The sequence below is a fragment of the Moraxella boevrei DSM 14165 genome (assembly GCF_000379845.1).
Lineage (GTDB): Bacteria > Pseudomonadota > Gammaproteobacteria > Pseudomonadales > Moraxellaceae > Faucicola > Faucicola boevrei.
In genome coordinates, this window is the sequence record NZ_KB903784.1 from 1 (window position 1) to 16,475 (window position 16,475).

The window sequence follows — 16,475 nt, forward strand, 5'->3', positions numbered from 1 at the left end:
CTAACTATGTCTTCCATATGTCAGATTAGGTCGCATATTCTATCACAGTTTTTTAAGCTGTCAAGAACTTTTTTCGCTTTTTTTGTTTTCTTTTTTATGCTTTTTTTTATTTTCTTTTTTAAAAAAAAATAAATATTTAATATAAAAAAGATTTCTCTTTGAAAGAAAGCTCGCTATACCTTATACTTTCGCTTTGCCCCTATCGTGGGTGCGTATTATATAGTCTTTTTAATTCCAGTCAAGCAGTTTTTGTGAAAAAAATCGGGTTTTTTGGTTTTTTCTCTAATTTTCAACAACTTACAAAATAATTTTTTACGCTTTTAAAATGGTTAGTTGATAGTCATGGTGTCCAAGCATGCCATAATGTCCTTTTGGGCTAAGTTCTGCCATAAATTCTGTTTCAAAATCTAACACTTGATTGTCAGTAGTGGCTTTTACGCCTGCTTGTTTTGCCAAATCGTCAATAATAGACATCGGGTCGTATAGATGATAGGTGGCTGATTGGTTGCTAAAAGTAGCGTTGTTGCCGATTTTATGGATGCGTCCGTGATAGCGTTGGGCAGTGATTTGCTGGTCGACGAGTGCAGTATGCTCACTGCGTTGTTTGGTGTGGCGTTTAAAATATTGATAAGTGCCAAAAATGCCAATCGCTGTGGCAGTGGTCGCTGTGGTGGTGGTGACTAGACCAACTTTTACCAAGGTTAGCAAATTAAATTTTGATTTTTTTTCCTCGGTTTTGGTTTGTGAGTTGTCCGCTTGTGTTGTCATGGGTCTTCCTTAAAATTTTTTGTAAGTTTTGATTAGGCAGGCTGTTGTGAAAAACGGTAGCCTATGCCACGCACGGTTTGTACATAGTCGGCAAAACCATACGGCTCTAGAATTTTGCGTAAACGACGAATATGTACGTCAATGGTGCGGTCTTCTACATAGACGTTGCCACCCCAAACGTGGTCTAGTAACTGTGAACGGGTATAGGCTCGTTCGCTGTGGGTCATAAAAAACGCTAATAAACGGTATTCGGTCGGTCCAATTTCAATCGCTGTATCGTTAATTTTCACCCGTTGGGAAATTTTATCCAAGCATAAGCCATTGATATTAATCAGTTTGTCATTTGGCACGCCTGGACTACGGCGTAATACCGCTTTGATGCGAGAAATAAGCTCTCTGATAGAAAATGGTTTGGTAATATAGTCGTCCGCCCCTGCGTCCAAGCCTTGGATTTTGTTATCTTCTTCGCCTTTGGCAGTCAGCATGATAATTGGAATTTCGGATAAGCTATCATCTTTTTTGAGTCGGCGACAAAAATCAATGCCCGATGCGCCATTTTGTAACATCCAATCTAGCAAAATTAGGGCAGGACTGTTGTCCACAGTCTGCTGATATGCTTGCTGAATATCGCTAGCTTCTAGGCATTGAAATCCTGCCAATTCAAGGGTAGTTACTAGCATATCCCGAATGGCGATTTCATCCTCTACGATTAAGATAGTTTCCATATTAATTAAACAATGAAGTGGTTTTATCGTACTTTTTGATTGACATCTGCACTGTTATCATTGGCTTTTGGGGCGTTCGGTGATGCAGGTTCGTCATCAATCACTTGGTCGTTTTCGCTAATTGTTTCCATGGCTGAATTGTCTACCCCTGCTTCAGCTGGTTCGCCTGCTTCAGGGGTAACGGCGGTATCAGCAACGTTTGATGCGTTACGCTCAGCGATATCTGACCCTAAATCTGCGGTGGCGTTGCTGTCATTAATCACCACAGGGGCGTTATTTTCATCTGCAGGGGCGGCAGACATGGGCATGGCTTGAGCTTCAGCAGCCGATGCAAGGTTGTCAGCGTTTTTTTCGGTTGGTTCAGATTTGCTACAGGCTGTGAGTGCTGTTGCTAAGGCTAACAGACTGATTAAGCTGATTTTTTTTATTGTTATGTACATCATATGTACCCCTTTTAAAATGAAAATTACCGAAAAATTTATTTAAAAATAAATATCAGTTGACTGTTTAAAAGATTTAAATCAACCTTTTAAAAATTCAATTTGGTTTATTATAAATCAAATATTTAACCAACCACAACTGATTTGTTTTTTAAAATTAGCGTTTAAATTTTGCCATGACATTGTTTATATTTTAAGCCTGAACCACACGGGCAGTTAGCATTTCGGCTGATATTTAAGTTGGCATACGGATTTTCTGCTGCCATGTCGCCAGCGATTGCAACTGCAGGGGCAGTAATGGTTGCTCCCATATTAAACTGGTAATTTGCTCGTCCCATTGGACGACGGTTACGCAGTGCCATATCTGGGTCTTCGCTCATTTCGCCTGTGATGCCGTTCATTTCCTGATGCTCAAAGTGCAGTCGCATTTGTTCGGCTTGCAATTTTTGTTGGGCTTCCATTTCTGCCATTTCTTCAGGTGTTGGAATATGGACAATGGATAAATCTTGTACCGTTTCGGATTTTATCGCCCCAAGCATACTTTGGAATAGATTAAACGACTCGGATTTGTACTCTTGTTCGGGATTTTTTTGGGCATAACTGCGTAAATGGATGCCTTTGCGTAATTGATCCATTTGGTTAAGATGTTCTTTCCAATGTTTATCCAAGTTTTGTAGCATAAAGTGGCGTTCCAGTCGCCCTGCATCGTCCGCCATTTGCTCACGGCGATAGCGGTAATTGGTAATGGCGGCGTCAATGATTTTTTCACGCAAGCCTTCTTCGTCCAAACGGCGGTCAGTATCTAGCCAGTCATTAATTGGCATGGCAATGTGAAATTCGTCTTCTAGCTCATCTTCCAAACCGTCCACGTCCCATTGGTCGTCAATCGAGCCTTGCGGAATAAATTCGCTAATCAAGGCGTTATAGACATCATGGTGCATTTCTTCAATGGTGCTTTGCAAGTTGGTAGCTTCTAATAGCTCATCACGTTGGCGATAAATTATTTTACGCTGTTCGTTCGCAACGTCATCGTATTTTAGCAGATTTTTACGTGCGTCAAAATCTCGGTTTTCCACTTTACTTTGGGCGTTTTCAATGGAGCGAGATACCATTTTATGCTCAATTGCTTCATCTTCTTTTAAGCCCATGGCACGCATCATGTTGACGACTTTATCGCCTGCAAAAATCCGCATCAAATCATCTTCAAGCGATAAAAAGAAACGAGACTCACCAGGGTCGCCTTGACGTCCCGCCCGCCCACGAAGCTGGTTGTCAATACGGCGACTTTCATGGCGTTCAGAGCCGATAATGTGCAGACCACCTGCTTCTAATACTTGTTTATTTTTAATTTGCCAATCAGCACGAGCTTGTTCTTTCATTTCTGGCGTAACGTTTTCTAATTTAGCCAGTTGGGCTTGCCAATTACCCCCCAAAATAATATCCGTACCACGTCCTGCCATGTTCGTGGCAATGGTAACCGCATCAGGTGCTCCTGCTTGTGAAATAATATCGGCTTCACGTTCGTGTTGTTTGGCATTTAGCACGTTGTGGGCGATGCCTTCTTGGGTCATCAGTGCCGATAACACTTCGCTGGCTTCAATAGTGGCAGTACCAACCAAAATCGGCGCGTGTTTTTCTTTGATACGTTTAATTTCACGGATAATACCATGGTATTTACCCATTTTGGTTAAGAAAATTTGGTCATCCAAATCCACCCGTTGAATGGGTTTATGGGTTGGGATAACTACTACGTCAATGTCATAGGTTTGTTTAAATTCAGCCGCTTCGGTATCTGCCGTGCCTGTCATGCCTGATAGTTTATCGTATAAACGGAAAAAGTTTTGGAACGTGGTTGTCGCAAGGGTTTGGTTTTCGGCTTGGATTTCCACGCCTTCTTTGGCTTCTACCGCTTGGTGCAAGCCTTCTGACCAACGTCGCCCCGGCATAGCTCGCCCTGTATTTTCGTCAATAATCACAATTTCGCCATCTTGGACGATGTAACTAATATCTTTGATAAATAAATGGTGGGCACGAATGGCGGCTTGTACATGGGCAAGGAGTGGCAAGCGTGCAGGACTATACAGGCTCTCGTGTTCGCTCATTTGCCCTTTTTCTACCAAAAATTTTTCAATTTTTTCATAGCCTTTTTCGCTAATTTCAATTTGACGGTTTTTTTCGTCCACCCAAAAATCGTGTTCACGGTTTTCACGGTTACCTTCTTCGGTTTTGGACGGTTTTAAACGGTCAATAATGGTATTAATCAACGCATAAGTTTCGGCGGAGTCTTCTGCCTGCCCAGAAATAATCAACGGGGTACGGGCTTCATCAATTAAAATAGAGTCAATTTCGTCAATAATACAGAAATTTAGCGGACGCTGTTTTTTCTCGTCCATGCTAAACACCATGTTATCTCGCAAATAGTCAAAACCGTACTCGTTATTCGTACCATAGGTGATATCGGCGGCATATGCCCCAAATTTTTCCATAGGGTTTTGCTGTGAATAAATCACGCCCACCGTCAATCCCAAAAATTCAAACAACGGACGGTTTAGCTCAGCATCACGGGTTGCCAAATAATCATTCACCGTCACAACGTGCACGCCTTTGCCACTAATAGCATTGAGATAAATGGCAAGCGTTCCCATCAACGTTTTACCCTCACCCGTCCGCATTTCAGCAATTTTGCCTTCATGCAAGGTAATCCCTCCAATCAACTGCACATCATAATGACGCATACCTAGTACCCGAGACGACGCTTCACGACATACAGCAAAGGCTTCAGTTAACAGGACATCAAGGCTTGTGCCATTTTGGTATTTTTCTTTAAATTCAAGGGTTTTTTGTTTTAATTCATCATCGCTCAAGGCTTGAATTTGTGGTTCTAACGCATTGATTTTTTCAACCAATTTTCGCATACGTTTAAGCTCACGGTCGTTTTTTGTACCGACTACTTTACCAATCACTTTACCTAACATGGCACAATCCTACAAAGAATAAATTTTGCTATTATATATGGGTTTGGCTTTTTAAGATACAAGTTTTCTAATCAGTTTTTTTAAAAATTGCTTGCTTAAACCGTCAAAAACTGCCAAAAAATTGACAACTTACTGAAATTTTTTGCAAAATTGCGTAAAATAACACCTTTTTTAACCTTTTTCTTTTTTAACTTTTAAAGTATTGCCAAAAACCACCATGAACCAACCTATACTCCAAAATATTGCTGACCACACCCCCATGATGCAACAATACCTGAATATCAAATCAGGCTACCCTAACGCTCTTGTGTTATACCGCATGGGTGATTTTTACGAATTATTTTTTGACGATGCCAAACTTGCTCACCAAATTTTGGGGATTACCTTAACCAAACGTGGTAAAGACAAACAAGGCAACGACATTGCGATGGCAGGCGTTCCTTTTCATTCCGCCGATAGCTACATCGCTCGGCTTATCGGTGCAGGACAAACGGTCGTTATTTGTGAACAAGTTGTAGAAAATGATGAAAACCCGTTAACTGATGACAATCCTGTACCAAACAACCAATCATCTAAAGAAACCACCGTTTATTATGATAAATCTGCCAAAACATCCAAAAACGCTCCCAAAATCATGGCTCGCAAAGTCGTGCGTACCCTAACTGCAGGCACACTCACCGATGACAGCCTTATCCACCAAGGACAAATCCCAACCGTGATTGCCATTAGTTTTGCCAAACAAAAAATGTCAGTCGGTATCGCTGAATTAAACCTTGCTCAAGGCAGTTTACGCACCTGTCAGCTAGACTGTGATAATTTAGAACAATTAAAAGCAGAATTAATCCAAGCCTTAATCCGCTTTGACCCCAGCGAAATTTTAATTGACGAACAATTAAGCGATGCGTGGCGACATTGTTTGCAAGATTGTTGCCCAACCCCGTTGCCCATTGTCAGCCAAGCCCATAGTTTATTTTTGACAGACAATGCCAACGCCCATTTGTGCCAACATTTGCAAGTCAGCACCTTAGCAGGATTTGGCTTAAGCGATAAACAACTCGCTACTGCTTGCTGTTCGGTGGTGCTTCATTATGGCAAACAAACCCAACAAGCCAGCCTGTCGCATATTCGTCAAATTAGCCTAGAACATGGCGATGAATTTTTGCAATTAGACAGTATTAGCCAACAAAATTTGGAAATTTTTAAACCTGTGTTAAGCTCAGGGATTTCGCTATTATCAGTGATTGACCGTTGCCAAACCCCCATGGGTAAACGGGCATTGATACACCATTTGCACCGACCGCTATTAAATACAGGGTTAATTCATCGGCGTTTAGATGCGGTGCAACAGCTCAAAAATTTGCCCGAAGCCACATTTGTAACCTTGTGCGAAATTTTGCACGACATTGGCGATATTGAACGTATCGGCGGACGCATTGGGCTATTATCTGCCAGACCAAATGATTGTGTTAAACTGCGTGAAAGTTTAGACAAGAGTTTACAATTAAGCCAACACTTACAGCAGGTCTTTGATTTTCATCTAAATGAAACGCAAATCACGAGCGATACACCATTACTCGCCATGTTAACCAAACAATTGCCGAATATTGAAAAAAATGATATTTTTTGGCAAATTTCACAACAACTGCAACACGCCATTGTGGACGAACCACCCAGCCATATTCGGGACGGCGGTATGATAAAACAGGGCTATCATGCCGAACTTGACCACTTGCGAACCTTGCATAACAACGTGGAACAAACCCTTGAAAACCTTGCAAATGATGAACGCCTCGCCCATAATTTGCCGACCTTAAAAGTTGGTTTTAACAAAGTAAGTGGTTTTTATTTTGAGCTTAGTAGTTTGCAAGCCAAAAACGCCCCACCGCATTTTAGCCGTCGCCAGACCCTAAAAAATGCCGAACGTTACATCACGCCTGCCCTAAAAGCGGTAGAAGAAAGCTACCTATCTGCCCAAAGCCAAGCGATTGCCCTTGAAAAACAGCTCTATCACGAACTGTTAACCGATTTGCAACAACAATTACCGCAATTACAACAACTTGCCAAAGCAGTGGCGTACCTTGATATTTTGGCAAATTGGGTAACGCTCACTCGCCAATATGCAGGGGATTGGTGTCGTCCGAGTTTTTATCAAAAAAATAAAGATAAATCAAACGCTTATATCCACATTGAGCAAGGTCGGCATTTGGTCGTAGAAGCAGGTCAATCCCAATCTTCTACCCAAAAAACTATCCACAACAAAAACAAAACGCCATTTATCGCTAACGATTGTCAACTAGCCACCGATGAACAGCCCGAAACCCTCATGCTAATTACGGGTCCAAACATGGGCGGAAAATCCACCTATATGCGACAAACGGCCTTAATTTTACTCATGGCGTGCTGTGGGGCGTACGTCCCTGCTAAAGTCGCTGATTTTGGGCTGATTAAACGTATTTTTACTCGGATTGGCTCGGCGGACGACTTGGCAAGTGGCAAATCCACCTTTATGGTAGAAATGATAGAAACCGCCAACATCATGAACCAAGCCTGTGCTAACTCGCTGGTACTCATGGACGAAGTTGGACGTGGCACGAGTACCCAAGATGGCTTGGCGATTGCCCATGCGTGCGTGAATTTTTTGGCAGAAAAAATTGGTTGTCTGACCCTATTTGCCACCCATTATTTTGAACTGACCGAACTTGCCGAACAACACCCAAAAATGTTGAACCAACATTTAGTCACCCAAGAGATTGACGGACAACTGCTGTTATTACATAAAATTGCCAAAGGAGCAACGCACCGTAGTTTTGGGCTACACGTTGCTAAAATGGCAGGTTTACCGACTGAAATTTTGCAAAATGCCCAGCAATTTTTACGCCACACCGAATTTAATACAAATTTAAATCAAAGCACGCCCACCACACAAAAAGTTGTTAAAAACAAGCAAGCCGATTTATTTGACAATCCTATGGATAGTCCTGAACCTAACTACCCTGATAATAACCGCCCTGAAAAACAAGATCAAACCTTGCACCACCTAAAAATTTACCAACAATTATCCAGTATTGATGCAGATGACTTAACCCCAAAACAGGCTTTAGCATTAATTTATTCCCTAAAAGAATTGTTAAATGACACAGAAAGCGGTAAAATATCGTGTTAAGTATTTTATTTTTCATTTTTTAATAAACTGATAAAAGGTAGCCGTCGCCATGACCTTTGTTGTAACCGATAACTGTATCCGTTGTAAATACACTGACTGCGTAGAAGTCTGCCCTGTGGACTGCTTTTACGAAGGTCCAAACTTTTTGGTCATCCACCCTGATGAGTGCATTGACTGTGCCTTGTGCGAGCCTGAATGCCCTGCCAATGCGATTTTTAGCGAAGACGAAGTACCAAAAGGGCAAGAAGTGTTCATTGAGCTAAACGCCGAACTTGCGGAAAAATGGCCAAATATCACCAGCATGATCGAAGCCCTGCCAGACCATAAAGAATGGGACGGCGTACCAAATAAACTGCAATATTTGGAAAAATAATCCAAACCCAAATAAAAAAAGGACTCATGCGTTAGTCCTTTTTTGTGTTTAAGTCCAACTAATACTAAAACAAAAACCCCTTGAAAAGACTGATTTCAAGGGGTTGTATATGGAGCTCTTGACGAGAGTTGAACTCGTGACCTCTCCCTTACCAAGGGAGTGCTCTACCTCTGAGCTACAAGAGCAAATCTGCTATATTAAAATTAAATGGAGCGGGTGGCGGGAATCGAACCCGCACCATCAGCTTGGAAGGCTGAGGTTCTACCACTAAACTACACCCGCAATTTTTACAAAAAAATCACCCCATGGGTGTATTTTGATGTGGTTGTGTAAATTAGGGAATATCAAGAAAAATGGTGGTGGGGGAAGGATTCGAACCTTCGAAGCTTTCGCGACAGAGTTACAGTCTGTTGGGTTTGACCGCTCCCCAACCCCACCTGATTTTGTCATTTCAAACTCAACGTTAAGTCTTCTAGGAAGATGGTGCCGGCTGCCGGAATCGAACTGGCGACCTACTGATTACAAGTCAGTTGCTCTACCAACTGAGCTAAGCCGGCGTATCGCTTGAAAGTGTGAGCATTTTAACAGATTTATTTTTGATTGCAAGCTTTTTTTTGTTTTTTTTGCTAAAAATTTATTTTTACTTTAAAAATCAATCACTTAAATTTTAAGATTTTTGCCAAAACAGGTGGCTATTTTGGCAAAGCTTGATCAACCCTGTATTTATTTTAAGCCCTTTTTCACCAAATCATCATAACCGCCATGATTGACCACATTGGTATAACCCATATCGGTTAAGGTAGTTTTGGCGATTTCGGCACGGCGACCACTGCGACAATATAGATGAATTGGGGCGTGTTTATCTTTAACCAAATCGCTGATTTTGTCACCGATTTCCTCATGGGGGATATTGACTGCCCCCTCCAAATGTCCGCTATTAAATTCTTCACCCGAACGTACGTCAATCCAGATACCCTCGGCTTTTTTGACTTCATTAGTAGTCGCAGTTTGGATGACCTCGCTATTGGGCAATTGAGAGATCTGCTCATTATTAATGACCTTTTCACCGCAAGCGGTTAATGCCAAGATGATTGGCAAAATGGCTAAGGTTTTGATTTGCATAAAATTTTCCTTTTATCAAAATTGAGAAAACAAGTCATTCAAACTTTCAGACATGGTTGGGTGGGTAAAAATATGATTGGCAATGTCATTTGCTGTCATGCCTTGACGGATTGCTAAGTCCACAAAATTAATCATCTCGTGTGACTCAGCACACAGTAGTTGCACGCCAATGATTTCGCCATTATCAGCATTTACGACAGCTTTTAATAATCCATCGGTTTGTTCTAAAATTTTCGCCTTTGGAATGGCATTTGCCAAAAGTGTGGCAGTTTTGACATTCATACCTTTTTCTATGGCAACTTTTTCGGTTAAACCTGCCACTGACAAGGGCGGATTGGTAAACACTGTATAGGGAAACGTACGGTCAAGCGTCGTATAACTGCCATCACCTAAAAGATGACTTTTAACAATCCGAAAATCATCAAGCGACATATAAGTAAACTGGGGTGAACCTGCCACATCGCCCATGGCATAAATGTGTGATTCACTCGTTTGTAAATGTTCATTGACTTTGATAAAGCCACGGTCGGTCAGCTCCACGCCTGCATTTTGTGGATTAAAATCAGTATTTGGCGTACGTCCCGTGGCAATCAGCACAGCATCACTGCTCAGTTCGCCATCTGCGGTTTTAATCATGACTTTGCCATTATCATGACTAAATTGTTCAATTTTTTGGTTAAATTTAAAACGAATGCCTTGATTTTCCATAATATTTTTTAAATGTTGCGTGATATCCGAGTCTTCTCTTGGCATAAATTCAGCAACTGTATCGAGCACCGTTACTTGCGTGCCAAATTCGGCAAAAATACTGGCAAACTCAAGCCCAATATACCCACCACCGATAACAACAAGCGTGTCGGGCTTTTTGGCAAGATTCATAATGCCTGTACTGTCGTAAATGCCACTAGTTGTGTGAATGCCGTCAATATCAGGAATGAGAGATTTTGCCCCTGTATTGATATAGATATGTTTGGCGGTAATCGTATGCGTGTCAATATTAGTTTTTACGCTGACGGTGTGGCTATCAATAAAATCTGCCTTACCTGTGATAACCGTAGCGACTTTGTCAATCATGTCAAAGTTGGCGTGGTTTAATTTGCCAATCAGCTCATTTTTCTTGACAATTGCTGAGTGAAAGTCGCTACCGTTTTCAGCTAAGAATTTCAATTTTTTGGTAGGAATACAGCCAATATTAATACACGTTCCACCGTACATTTGGGCGGATTGTTCTACTAAAATGACGCTTTCACCTTTGTTAGCTAAAGTTTTGGCAAGGGTTTTGCCAGCTTTACCAAAACCGATGATTAAATGGTCAGTGTTATGAATGTTCATAAGGTTCTCTTTGTTAATAAATTGATGGATATGATAAATTCGCGGTCTAAGCCCACTTTACTAAAATATAATGATTAGACACAACTTTAAGCCATTTTCTTACATTTTTTATTCGCTGACGGTTTTCTGGATGAGTTTTTCCGCCCCTAATAGCGTATTCTCAACGTCTTTAAACTCAATGTCACTACCTTCAATTATCGCCTGAGTGTCATTAAAACTTACCAAAACGTCACCGTTTACTTCACTGACTAACACCTTTAATGGTAATTGCAAAGCAAATATTGGGTCTTTAACCATGAGTGGCGTGCCAGCCTTGGGATTGCCAAAAATAATCACAGTGGCAGGTTGCATCGTCAAACCGACATTCTGCCCTGCTTGCTGGTGGTCAATGATGCTAAAGACGGTCATGCCTTTATTCTCAATCGTTTGGGTAAGTTTATTTACTGTATCGCTAAAGGTGTATTTGCTTTTAACGGTATGAATTTTTGACATGGTTTGTCCCTGCTTTATTTGTGGTTGTTGTAATTGGGATTGGGTTGGTTTTGCCATCACGTTTGAATTTGATAAGGCTGATTGTGTTTGACAAGCGGTTAGCAACATAGCATTTAACAATATGACGAACGTTAATTTTTTCATATTTTTTTCCTTTTGACTATTTTTACAAATTTGAAAAAAGCCCACCGTTGTGAACTTTCTTTAATTTGACATTTTAATAAACTAATAAACCAACGCCGTATTTGGCAAAACCAATTCAGGTTTTAACGGCAACTGTGACGACAACTCAAACAACGCCCGACGATAGACATTGCGTTTAAACGCCACCACTTGGTTCAGCGGATACCAATAACTTACCCACTGCCATTGTTCAAATTCAGGTTTTGCCGTATCAAAACGGATATGCGTGGTATTTTTTTCATCTAGCTCAAGCAAAAACCATTTTTGTTTTTGCCCAATACACATCGGATTTTGCCCTTGACGAACAAAACGTTTTGGCAAGCGATAACGTAGCCAATCTTGGGTTTGTGACAGCAGTTTGACGTGTTCAGGAAACAGCCCAACCTCCTCCCACAGCTCACGATACATCGCATCCAAAGGCGTCTCACCATAGTGAATACCGCCCTGCGGAAACTGCCAAGCATCGTGTCCCACACGTTTTGCCCAAAGCACTTGTCCGTGCGTATTTGCCAAGATGATACCGACATTGGCACGAAAGCCATCTGCATCTATCATGACGAATTACCTTTTCAATTTTTGTTAAAAATTTGACAGGCAATCGGATTATCAAGTTTTTGATGATAAAAATCATTACAAAAAGTTTGCTTTAAGTTACCATTTTAAAAAAAACCTTATGGGAAAATTGATAATTTATATAAAAACATTGACAATGCGACCACTGCCATTCTTAGTGCCTATTAAAACAGTTTTTTAACAAAAAGTGTAATGTTTATTTGCTAAAAATTGTTTCACAGATAAAAAATTACAAAAAAACATTGACTTTCAGCCAGAACCCCCTATTATGAACAAAACAAATTTGACAAATTTTTGACAAATATTGTTCAAGTAAATTAAATAAATAATCAAGGAAAATTCATGCAAGCAACCGTAAATTGGCTAAAAAACGACGTAATTAACTTTGAAGCCATCAGTGAAACAGGCAATCAAATCATCATGGATTCCGCCCAACAACTTGGGGCAAAACCCATGGAATTAATTTTAATGGGGCTTGGGGGCTGTGCCAGTTATGATGTGGTCAGCATCTTACAAAAATCCCGTCAACCAATCAGTGATGTCAAATGCCAACTCTCTGCCACTCGTGCCGACACCGTACCTGCGGTGTTTACTGACATTCATCTGCATTTTGTGGTAACAGGCAAGGATGTCAAAGAAGCTCAAGTGAAAAAAGCAGTAGAATTATCCGCCGAAAAATACTGCTCCGCCAGTCGGATGTTAGAGAATGGGGGCGTGAACATCACGCATGACTACGAAATTATTCATATTTAATTCCTCACTTATTATCAATCACGAAAAAAAGGCAATACCATGATGTATTTTGCAAGCAATAACAGCGTAATTTTGGCAATGGTGGTAGCGTGTTTGTTACCGTTTGTCTTTGCCATGCTTGCCAAAATTTTATCGGGTTTTAAACGTAAAGACAACGAAAATCCCCGCCATTCTTTGGCAACGGCAACAGGTATGGCAGCTCGTGCCAATGCGGTACAACAAAATAGTTTTGAAAGTTTGCCAATATTTTTGGCATCGGTGCTGACGGCGTTGTTATTTTTTGTGCCGTTGTCTGTCGTGGCAAAATTGGCGTGGTTGTATGTAGTGCTACGAGTGGTGTATGCCGTGGCGTACGTGATGAATTGGGCGACTTTTCGCTCGTTAATTTGGCTATTAAGTATGGCATGCCCTTTATTATTATTTTATATTGTAATAAGATTAAATTAATAAAATTTTTACAAGCAAAAAAAAGATTTGCCTATTTGCAAATCTTTTTTTAGCTTTTTAAGCGTTAACCATGATTTTTTTCAAATTCATGATGTTCCACTTGGTACAATGACCCCAAACGTTGTTGCGTTTCTTTGTCCAACAAGGTTTTGGCATCTTTAAAAAACTTATTTTCTTCTTCTTTTAAATGATGACGCACTTCATGGATAAGGGCTTCGCAAGTTTTTAGCCAGTTATCATCGCTCGTACGTCCGTCATTAAGTGTTGCCATCATTTCGTCCATTTCATGATGCTCGGCAATCGCATGGCGGGACAAGTCCATACCGTCATCATGCGACATCACAGGCACATATAAATGGCGTTCTTCGGCGGTGGCGTGGGCTTTTAGCTCAATATCTAACTGTGGGTAAAAATCTTTGGATTGTTGTAATTCATTGTTTTTAATTAATTTTTCCAATTTATCGCACAAGACACGTTGTATATCGTGACGAGCGGTTAAAGCTTGGAAAATGGTGTGTTCAGTGTTGATATCCATAGGATTTCCTTTAAAAAAATTGGTCAAATATTGTCTATTTTAACAAGAAAAATTGCTATTTACCGTTATGATTTTAACGCAAATTTGTTGTTAATTGTTATTATGACGTAATTTTTTCGCCATGGTTTTGCCAACCAAGGGTAAACAAAACATCGGTAATTGCAAAGCACCCATTAATGGCAAAAATACCGCTCCCAAAAACGGGGTAGCAATGGTATAAGTCAATAACACGTTTCGCCCACCGCACACCAAGGCGGAAATAATAGCGATTTCTTTGCCTTTTTTTAGGTATAAAAAATACGCCCCAAAATAAAAACCAAATGCCAACACCCACGCCAAACCCATTAATAGTAAAGCATTTATCGGACTTTTGTCAAACGTCGCCCGAAAACCACCCATTAATCCCAACGGAAACATGAGCAATAAAATGATGTTAAACTGAGCAACTTTTGGATAAATTTTATTTAAATTTTCTAAAGAAATTGCTTGGCCTACCACCACCGCAAGCAACATCGGTGCAACAATATAAATCAATAAACGTTGAAAATACTCTACAAAATCCAGCCTTGCATCTGCCGAACCGAGTAACCACAGCACCACAAGCAACGAAAAAGGCATCATCAAAGTCGCCAAAATGGTCTTTGCCGTCGCAAGCAAGGCATCAAAACCTACCGCATTGACAATCGCCCCACTGCCAAATAACGGTGCGGTCGCCCCCAATGCCGAAATCGCCAACAACAAATCACCCCTAGCTCCAAACAAATAGGCAACGACAGTAATAATCACGCAACATCCACTAGCCTGAAACAACGCATACCGCCACACAGCAGGCGTGGCAAGACGAGACATGAGTTTTTTTTGGTCAATACCGAGCAAGGTAAAAAACATCAAAAAAAACAAAATTTGCGGTAAAAATGGCAATACCGCATTGGATACTTGTGGGAATAAGAAGCCGAATAATGCACATAATGGCATAAAAATCGTGCTATGCCGTGCAATAAATTTTAACATAAAGCATCCATTGATGATAAAAATTAAATAAATACGCCGAAAGTTTATCTGGTATTGTAAAGTAACGTTACAAAATAGCAATGTTTTTTTAGTGTAAAATCCGTAAAATAAGCGAAAGTTTTACCTATTTTTTAAAAATTTTTGATAAATAATAAATTAAAGGCATTTTTATGAAAAAATCTGTTGTTTTAGCAACCACATTGCTGTCAGCATTGGCATTACAAGCCTGTAGCACTAGCAAAGTTAGCGTTGACCCTGCCACAGTTGAAGCCGAGAAAATAGAAAAAGCACTTGAAGCCACCAAAAACGGCGAAAATATTACTGTGGTAACTACCACCGAAACTATCGCTGTCGTCCCACCAAAAAAACAAGAAGGTTTTCGCTTTAGCCAAGCTGAAAATTTTGACATCGCTAACGAAAACAAATTGGCGTGGCGTGTATTTTACGACAAACCGTCTGAAGGTAAAGATGCGGTATGGTTTGATGCGGTAAAACGGGGCGACTTGGCAACCGTGAAATACATGGTTGAAAAAGGGCAAGACATTGAAGCCAAAGATACAGGCAGTTTGCAACAAACTGCCTTGGGTTGGGCGGCGTTTATCGGTTATGAAGATATGGTTGATTATCTAATTAGCAAAGGTGCAAACTTGTATGCTACCGACAAAGGCGACGTGTACAACGTTCTAAAATCAGCGGTTTTGGGTAAAAATACCAACATCGTGAAAAAAGTTCACCAATTATTAAACGCCAAAAAACCTGTGGATTTAAACGACCAAAGCGTTGAGTCAGATGGCGAAACCTTACTTATGGTCGCAGCGAGTAACAACCGCTTAAATACGGTTGAATATTTGATTTCACAAGGGGCAAATTTAAACCTTGTTACTACTACCAAAGACACCAAACTTGGCTCATATAACCAAAGTGCGTTGTCATATGCGTGTACTCGTGGTCATATTGAAATGCAAAAATTGTTAATTAGCAAAGGTGCAATTAACCACCGTACTGGCAAATCTACGTGTGAGTAATTGATAATTTTGCTAAAAAAACCGTTCAATTTTTCTGAACGGTTTTTGTTTTATCCATGGCAATTTTTTTAATAAAACTTAATAGAAAACAATCCAATGTTAGAATATTTTTTATGGTTTAAAGCCTTTCATGTGATTAGCATGGTGTGTTGGTACGCAGGGATTTTTTATCTGCCACGCCTATTTGTCTATCATGCGATGAGCGATGATGCACCAAGCCAACAGCGTTTTGGCGTGATGGAACGCAAGCTCTATCGTGGCATCATGACCCCTGCGATGCTAGCTACTTGGGGCTTTGCTCTATGTATGCTTATCCCAAATTGGCAAGCCTATCAATCGCAAGTCTGGCTACATATCAAGATTGCTTTGGTGATTTTACTGACAATTTATCATTTATCTTGCGGTCATTTTCGCCTAAAATTACTGCAAAATGCTCAATATAAAAGCCATGTTTTTTGGCGATGGTTTAACGAAATTCCTGTGATTATTTTGATTGCGGTGGTGTGTTTGGTCATTGTCAAACCACAATTTGGGGGATAATTTTTTATCTAATTTTGC

The 16,475-nt window shown here is 40.5% G+C and carries 16 protein-coding genes and 4 tRNA genes; 6 read left to right on the forward strand and 14 right to left on the reverse strand.

The features are described from left to right. Window positions 1-312: 312 nt before the first annotated feature. The 4 genes from A3G3_RS0106645 to secA all read right to left on the reverse strand — a co-directional run bounded on the left by A3G3_RS0106645 (window position 313) and on the right by secA (window position 4,908). Window positions 313-768: a hypothetical protein gene (locus tag A3G3_RS0106645; protein WP_019519762.1), complete on the reverse strand. Its 456-nt coding sequence runs from the start codon at window positions 766-768 to the stop codon at window positions 313-315. Window positions 769-800: 32 nt separating this feature from the next. Then, on the reverse strand, window positions 801-1,493 hold the full coding sequence (phoB, locus tag A3G3_RS0106650) for a phosphate regulon transcriptional regulator PhoB (RefSeq protein WP_019519763.1): 693 nt from the start codon (window positions 1,491-1,493) through the stop codon (window positions 801-803). Between the two features lie 23 nt (window positions 1,494-1,516). Then, window positions 1,517-1,936 carry a hypothetical protein gene (locus A3G3_RS0106655; protein WP_019519764.1) on the reverse strand — a complete coding sequence of 140 codons (420 nt, stop codon included), beginning with the start codon at window positions 1,934-1,936 and terminating at the stop codon, window positions 1,517-1,519. A gap of 161 nt (window positions 1,937-2,097) precedes the next feature. Continuing rightward, window positions 2,098-4,908, reverse strand: a complete 2,811-nt coding sequence (secA, locus tag A3G3_RS0106660; protein ID WP_019519765.1) for a preprotein translocase subunit SecA — start codon at window positions 4,906-4,908, stop codon at window positions 2,098-2,100. A 217-nt stretch (window positions 4,909-5,125) separates the two neighbouring features. Here secA and mutS point away from each other — a divergent pair, with 217 nt between their 5' ends. Together mutS and fdxA are read left to right on the forward strand one after the other, a co-directional pair. After that, complete coding sequence (gene mutS, locus A3G3_RS0106665) at window positions 5,126-8,071, forward strand: DNA mismatch repair protein MutS (RefSeq protein ID WP_019519766.1); 2,946 nt, start codon at window positions 5,126-5,128, stop codon at window positions 8,069-8,071. A 49-nt stretch (window positions 8,072-8,120) separates the two neighbouring features. Next, entirely contained in the window at window positions 8,121-8,444 is a 324-nt protein-coding gene (gene fdxA, locus A3G3_RS0106670; protein ID WP_019519767.1) for a ferredoxin FdxA, read from the forward strand. Window positions 8,445-8,554: 110 nt separating this feature from the next. Here fdxA and A3G3_RS0106675 read toward each other — a convergent pair. The 8 genes from A3G3_RS0106675 to A3G3_RS0106715 form a co-directional block, all read right to left on the reverse strand. After that, window positions 8,555-8,629, reverse strand: a tRNA-Thr gene (locus A3G3_RS0106675). A gap of 23 nt (window positions 8,630-8,652) precedes the next feature. After that, window positions 8,653-8,726 (reverse strand) — tRNA-Gly (locus tag A3G3_RS0106680). 72 nt (window positions 8,727-8,798) lie between these two features. After that, window positions 8,799-8,882 (reverse strand) — tRNA-Tyr (locus A3G3_RS0106685). A gap of 43 nt (window positions 8,883-8,925) precedes the next feature. Continuing rightward, window positions 8,926-9,001: transfer RNA gene (locus A3G3_RS0106690), tRNA-Thr, on the reverse strand. A gap of 166 nt (window positions 9,002-9,167) precedes the next feature. Further along, window positions 9,168-9,566: a rhodanese-like domain-containing protein gene (locus A3G3_RS0106700; RefSeq protein ID WP_019519768.1), complete on the reverse strand. Its 399-nt coding sequence runs from the start codon at window positions 9,564-9,566 to the stop codon at window positions 9,168-9,170. 15 nt (window positions 9,567-9,581) lie between these two features. Next, the gene (locus A3G3_RS0106705) at window positions 9,582-10,898 is read right to left on the reverse strand and encodes an FAD-dependent oxidoreductase (protein ID WP_019519769.1); all 1,317 of its coding nucleotides are present in this window, start codon (window positions 10,896-10,898) and stop codon (window positions 9,582-9,584) included. A 108-nt stretch (window positions 10,899-11,006) separates the two neighbouring features. Further along, on the reverse strand, window positions 11,007-11,534 hold the full coding sequence (locus A3G3_RS0106710) for a DUF302 domain-containing protein (protein ID WP_019519770.1): 528 nt from the start codon (window positions 11,532-11,534) through the stop codon (window positions 11,007-11,009). 81 nt (window positions 11,535-11,615) lie between these two features. Continuing rightward, entirely contained in the window at window positions 11,616-12,128 is a 513-nt protein-coding gene (locus tag A3G3_RS0106715) for an RNA pyrophosphohydrolase (protein WP_019519771.1), read from the reverse strand. 360 nt (window positions 12,129-12,488) lie between these two features. Between A3G3_RS0106715 and A3G3_RS0106720 the strand changes: the two genes are divergently transcribed. Then, entirely contained in the window at window positions 12,489-12,899 is a 411-nt protein-coding gene (locus A3G3_RS0106720; RefSeq protein ID WP_019519772.1) for an OsmC family protein, read from the forward strand. Between the two features lie 39 nt (window positions 12,900-12,938). Further along, a complete protein-coding gene (locus tag A3G3_RS0106725; protein ID WP_019519773.1) occupies window positions 12,939-13,346 on the forward strand; it encodes an MAPEG family protein in 408 nt (135 codons plus the stop codon). 64 nt (window positions 13,347-13,410) lie between these two features. On the opposite strand, the gene A3G3_RS0106730 is transcribed toward A3G3_RS0106725, so the two are convergent. After that, entirely contained in the window at window positions 13,411-13,881 is a 471-nt protein-coding gene (locus A3G3_RS0106730; RefSeq protein ID WP_019519774.1) for a hemerythrin domain-containing protein, read from the reverse strand. A 90-nt stretch (window positions 13,882-13,971) separates the two neighbouring features. Next, window positions 13,972-14,892, reverse strand: coding sequence for a hypothetical protein (locus A3G3_RS0106735; RefSeq protein ID WP_019519775.1), 921 nt, complete (start codon window positions 14,890-14,892; stop codon window positions 13,972-13,974). 170 nt (window positions 14,893-15,062) lie between these two features. Between A3G3_RS0106735 and A3G3_RS13305 the strand changes: the two genes are divergently transcribed. Both A3G3_RS13305 and hemJ read left to right on the forward strand, forming a co-directional pair. Next, on the forward strand, window positions 15,063-15,917 hold the full coding sequence (locus A3G3_RS13305; protein ID WP_019519776.1) for an ankyrin repeat domain-containing protein: 855 nt from the start codon (window positions 15,063-15,065) through the stop codon (window positions 15,915-15,917). A gap of 96 nt (window positions 15,918-16,013) precedes the next feature. Further along, on the forward strand, window positions 16,014-16,457 hold the full coding sequence (gene hemJ / locus A3G3_RS0106745) for a protoporphyrinogen oxidase HemJ (RefSeq protein WP_019519777.1): 444 nt from the start codon (window positions 16,014-16,016) through the stop codon (window positions 16,455-16,457). Window positions 16,458-16,475 lie beyond the last annotated feature (18 nt).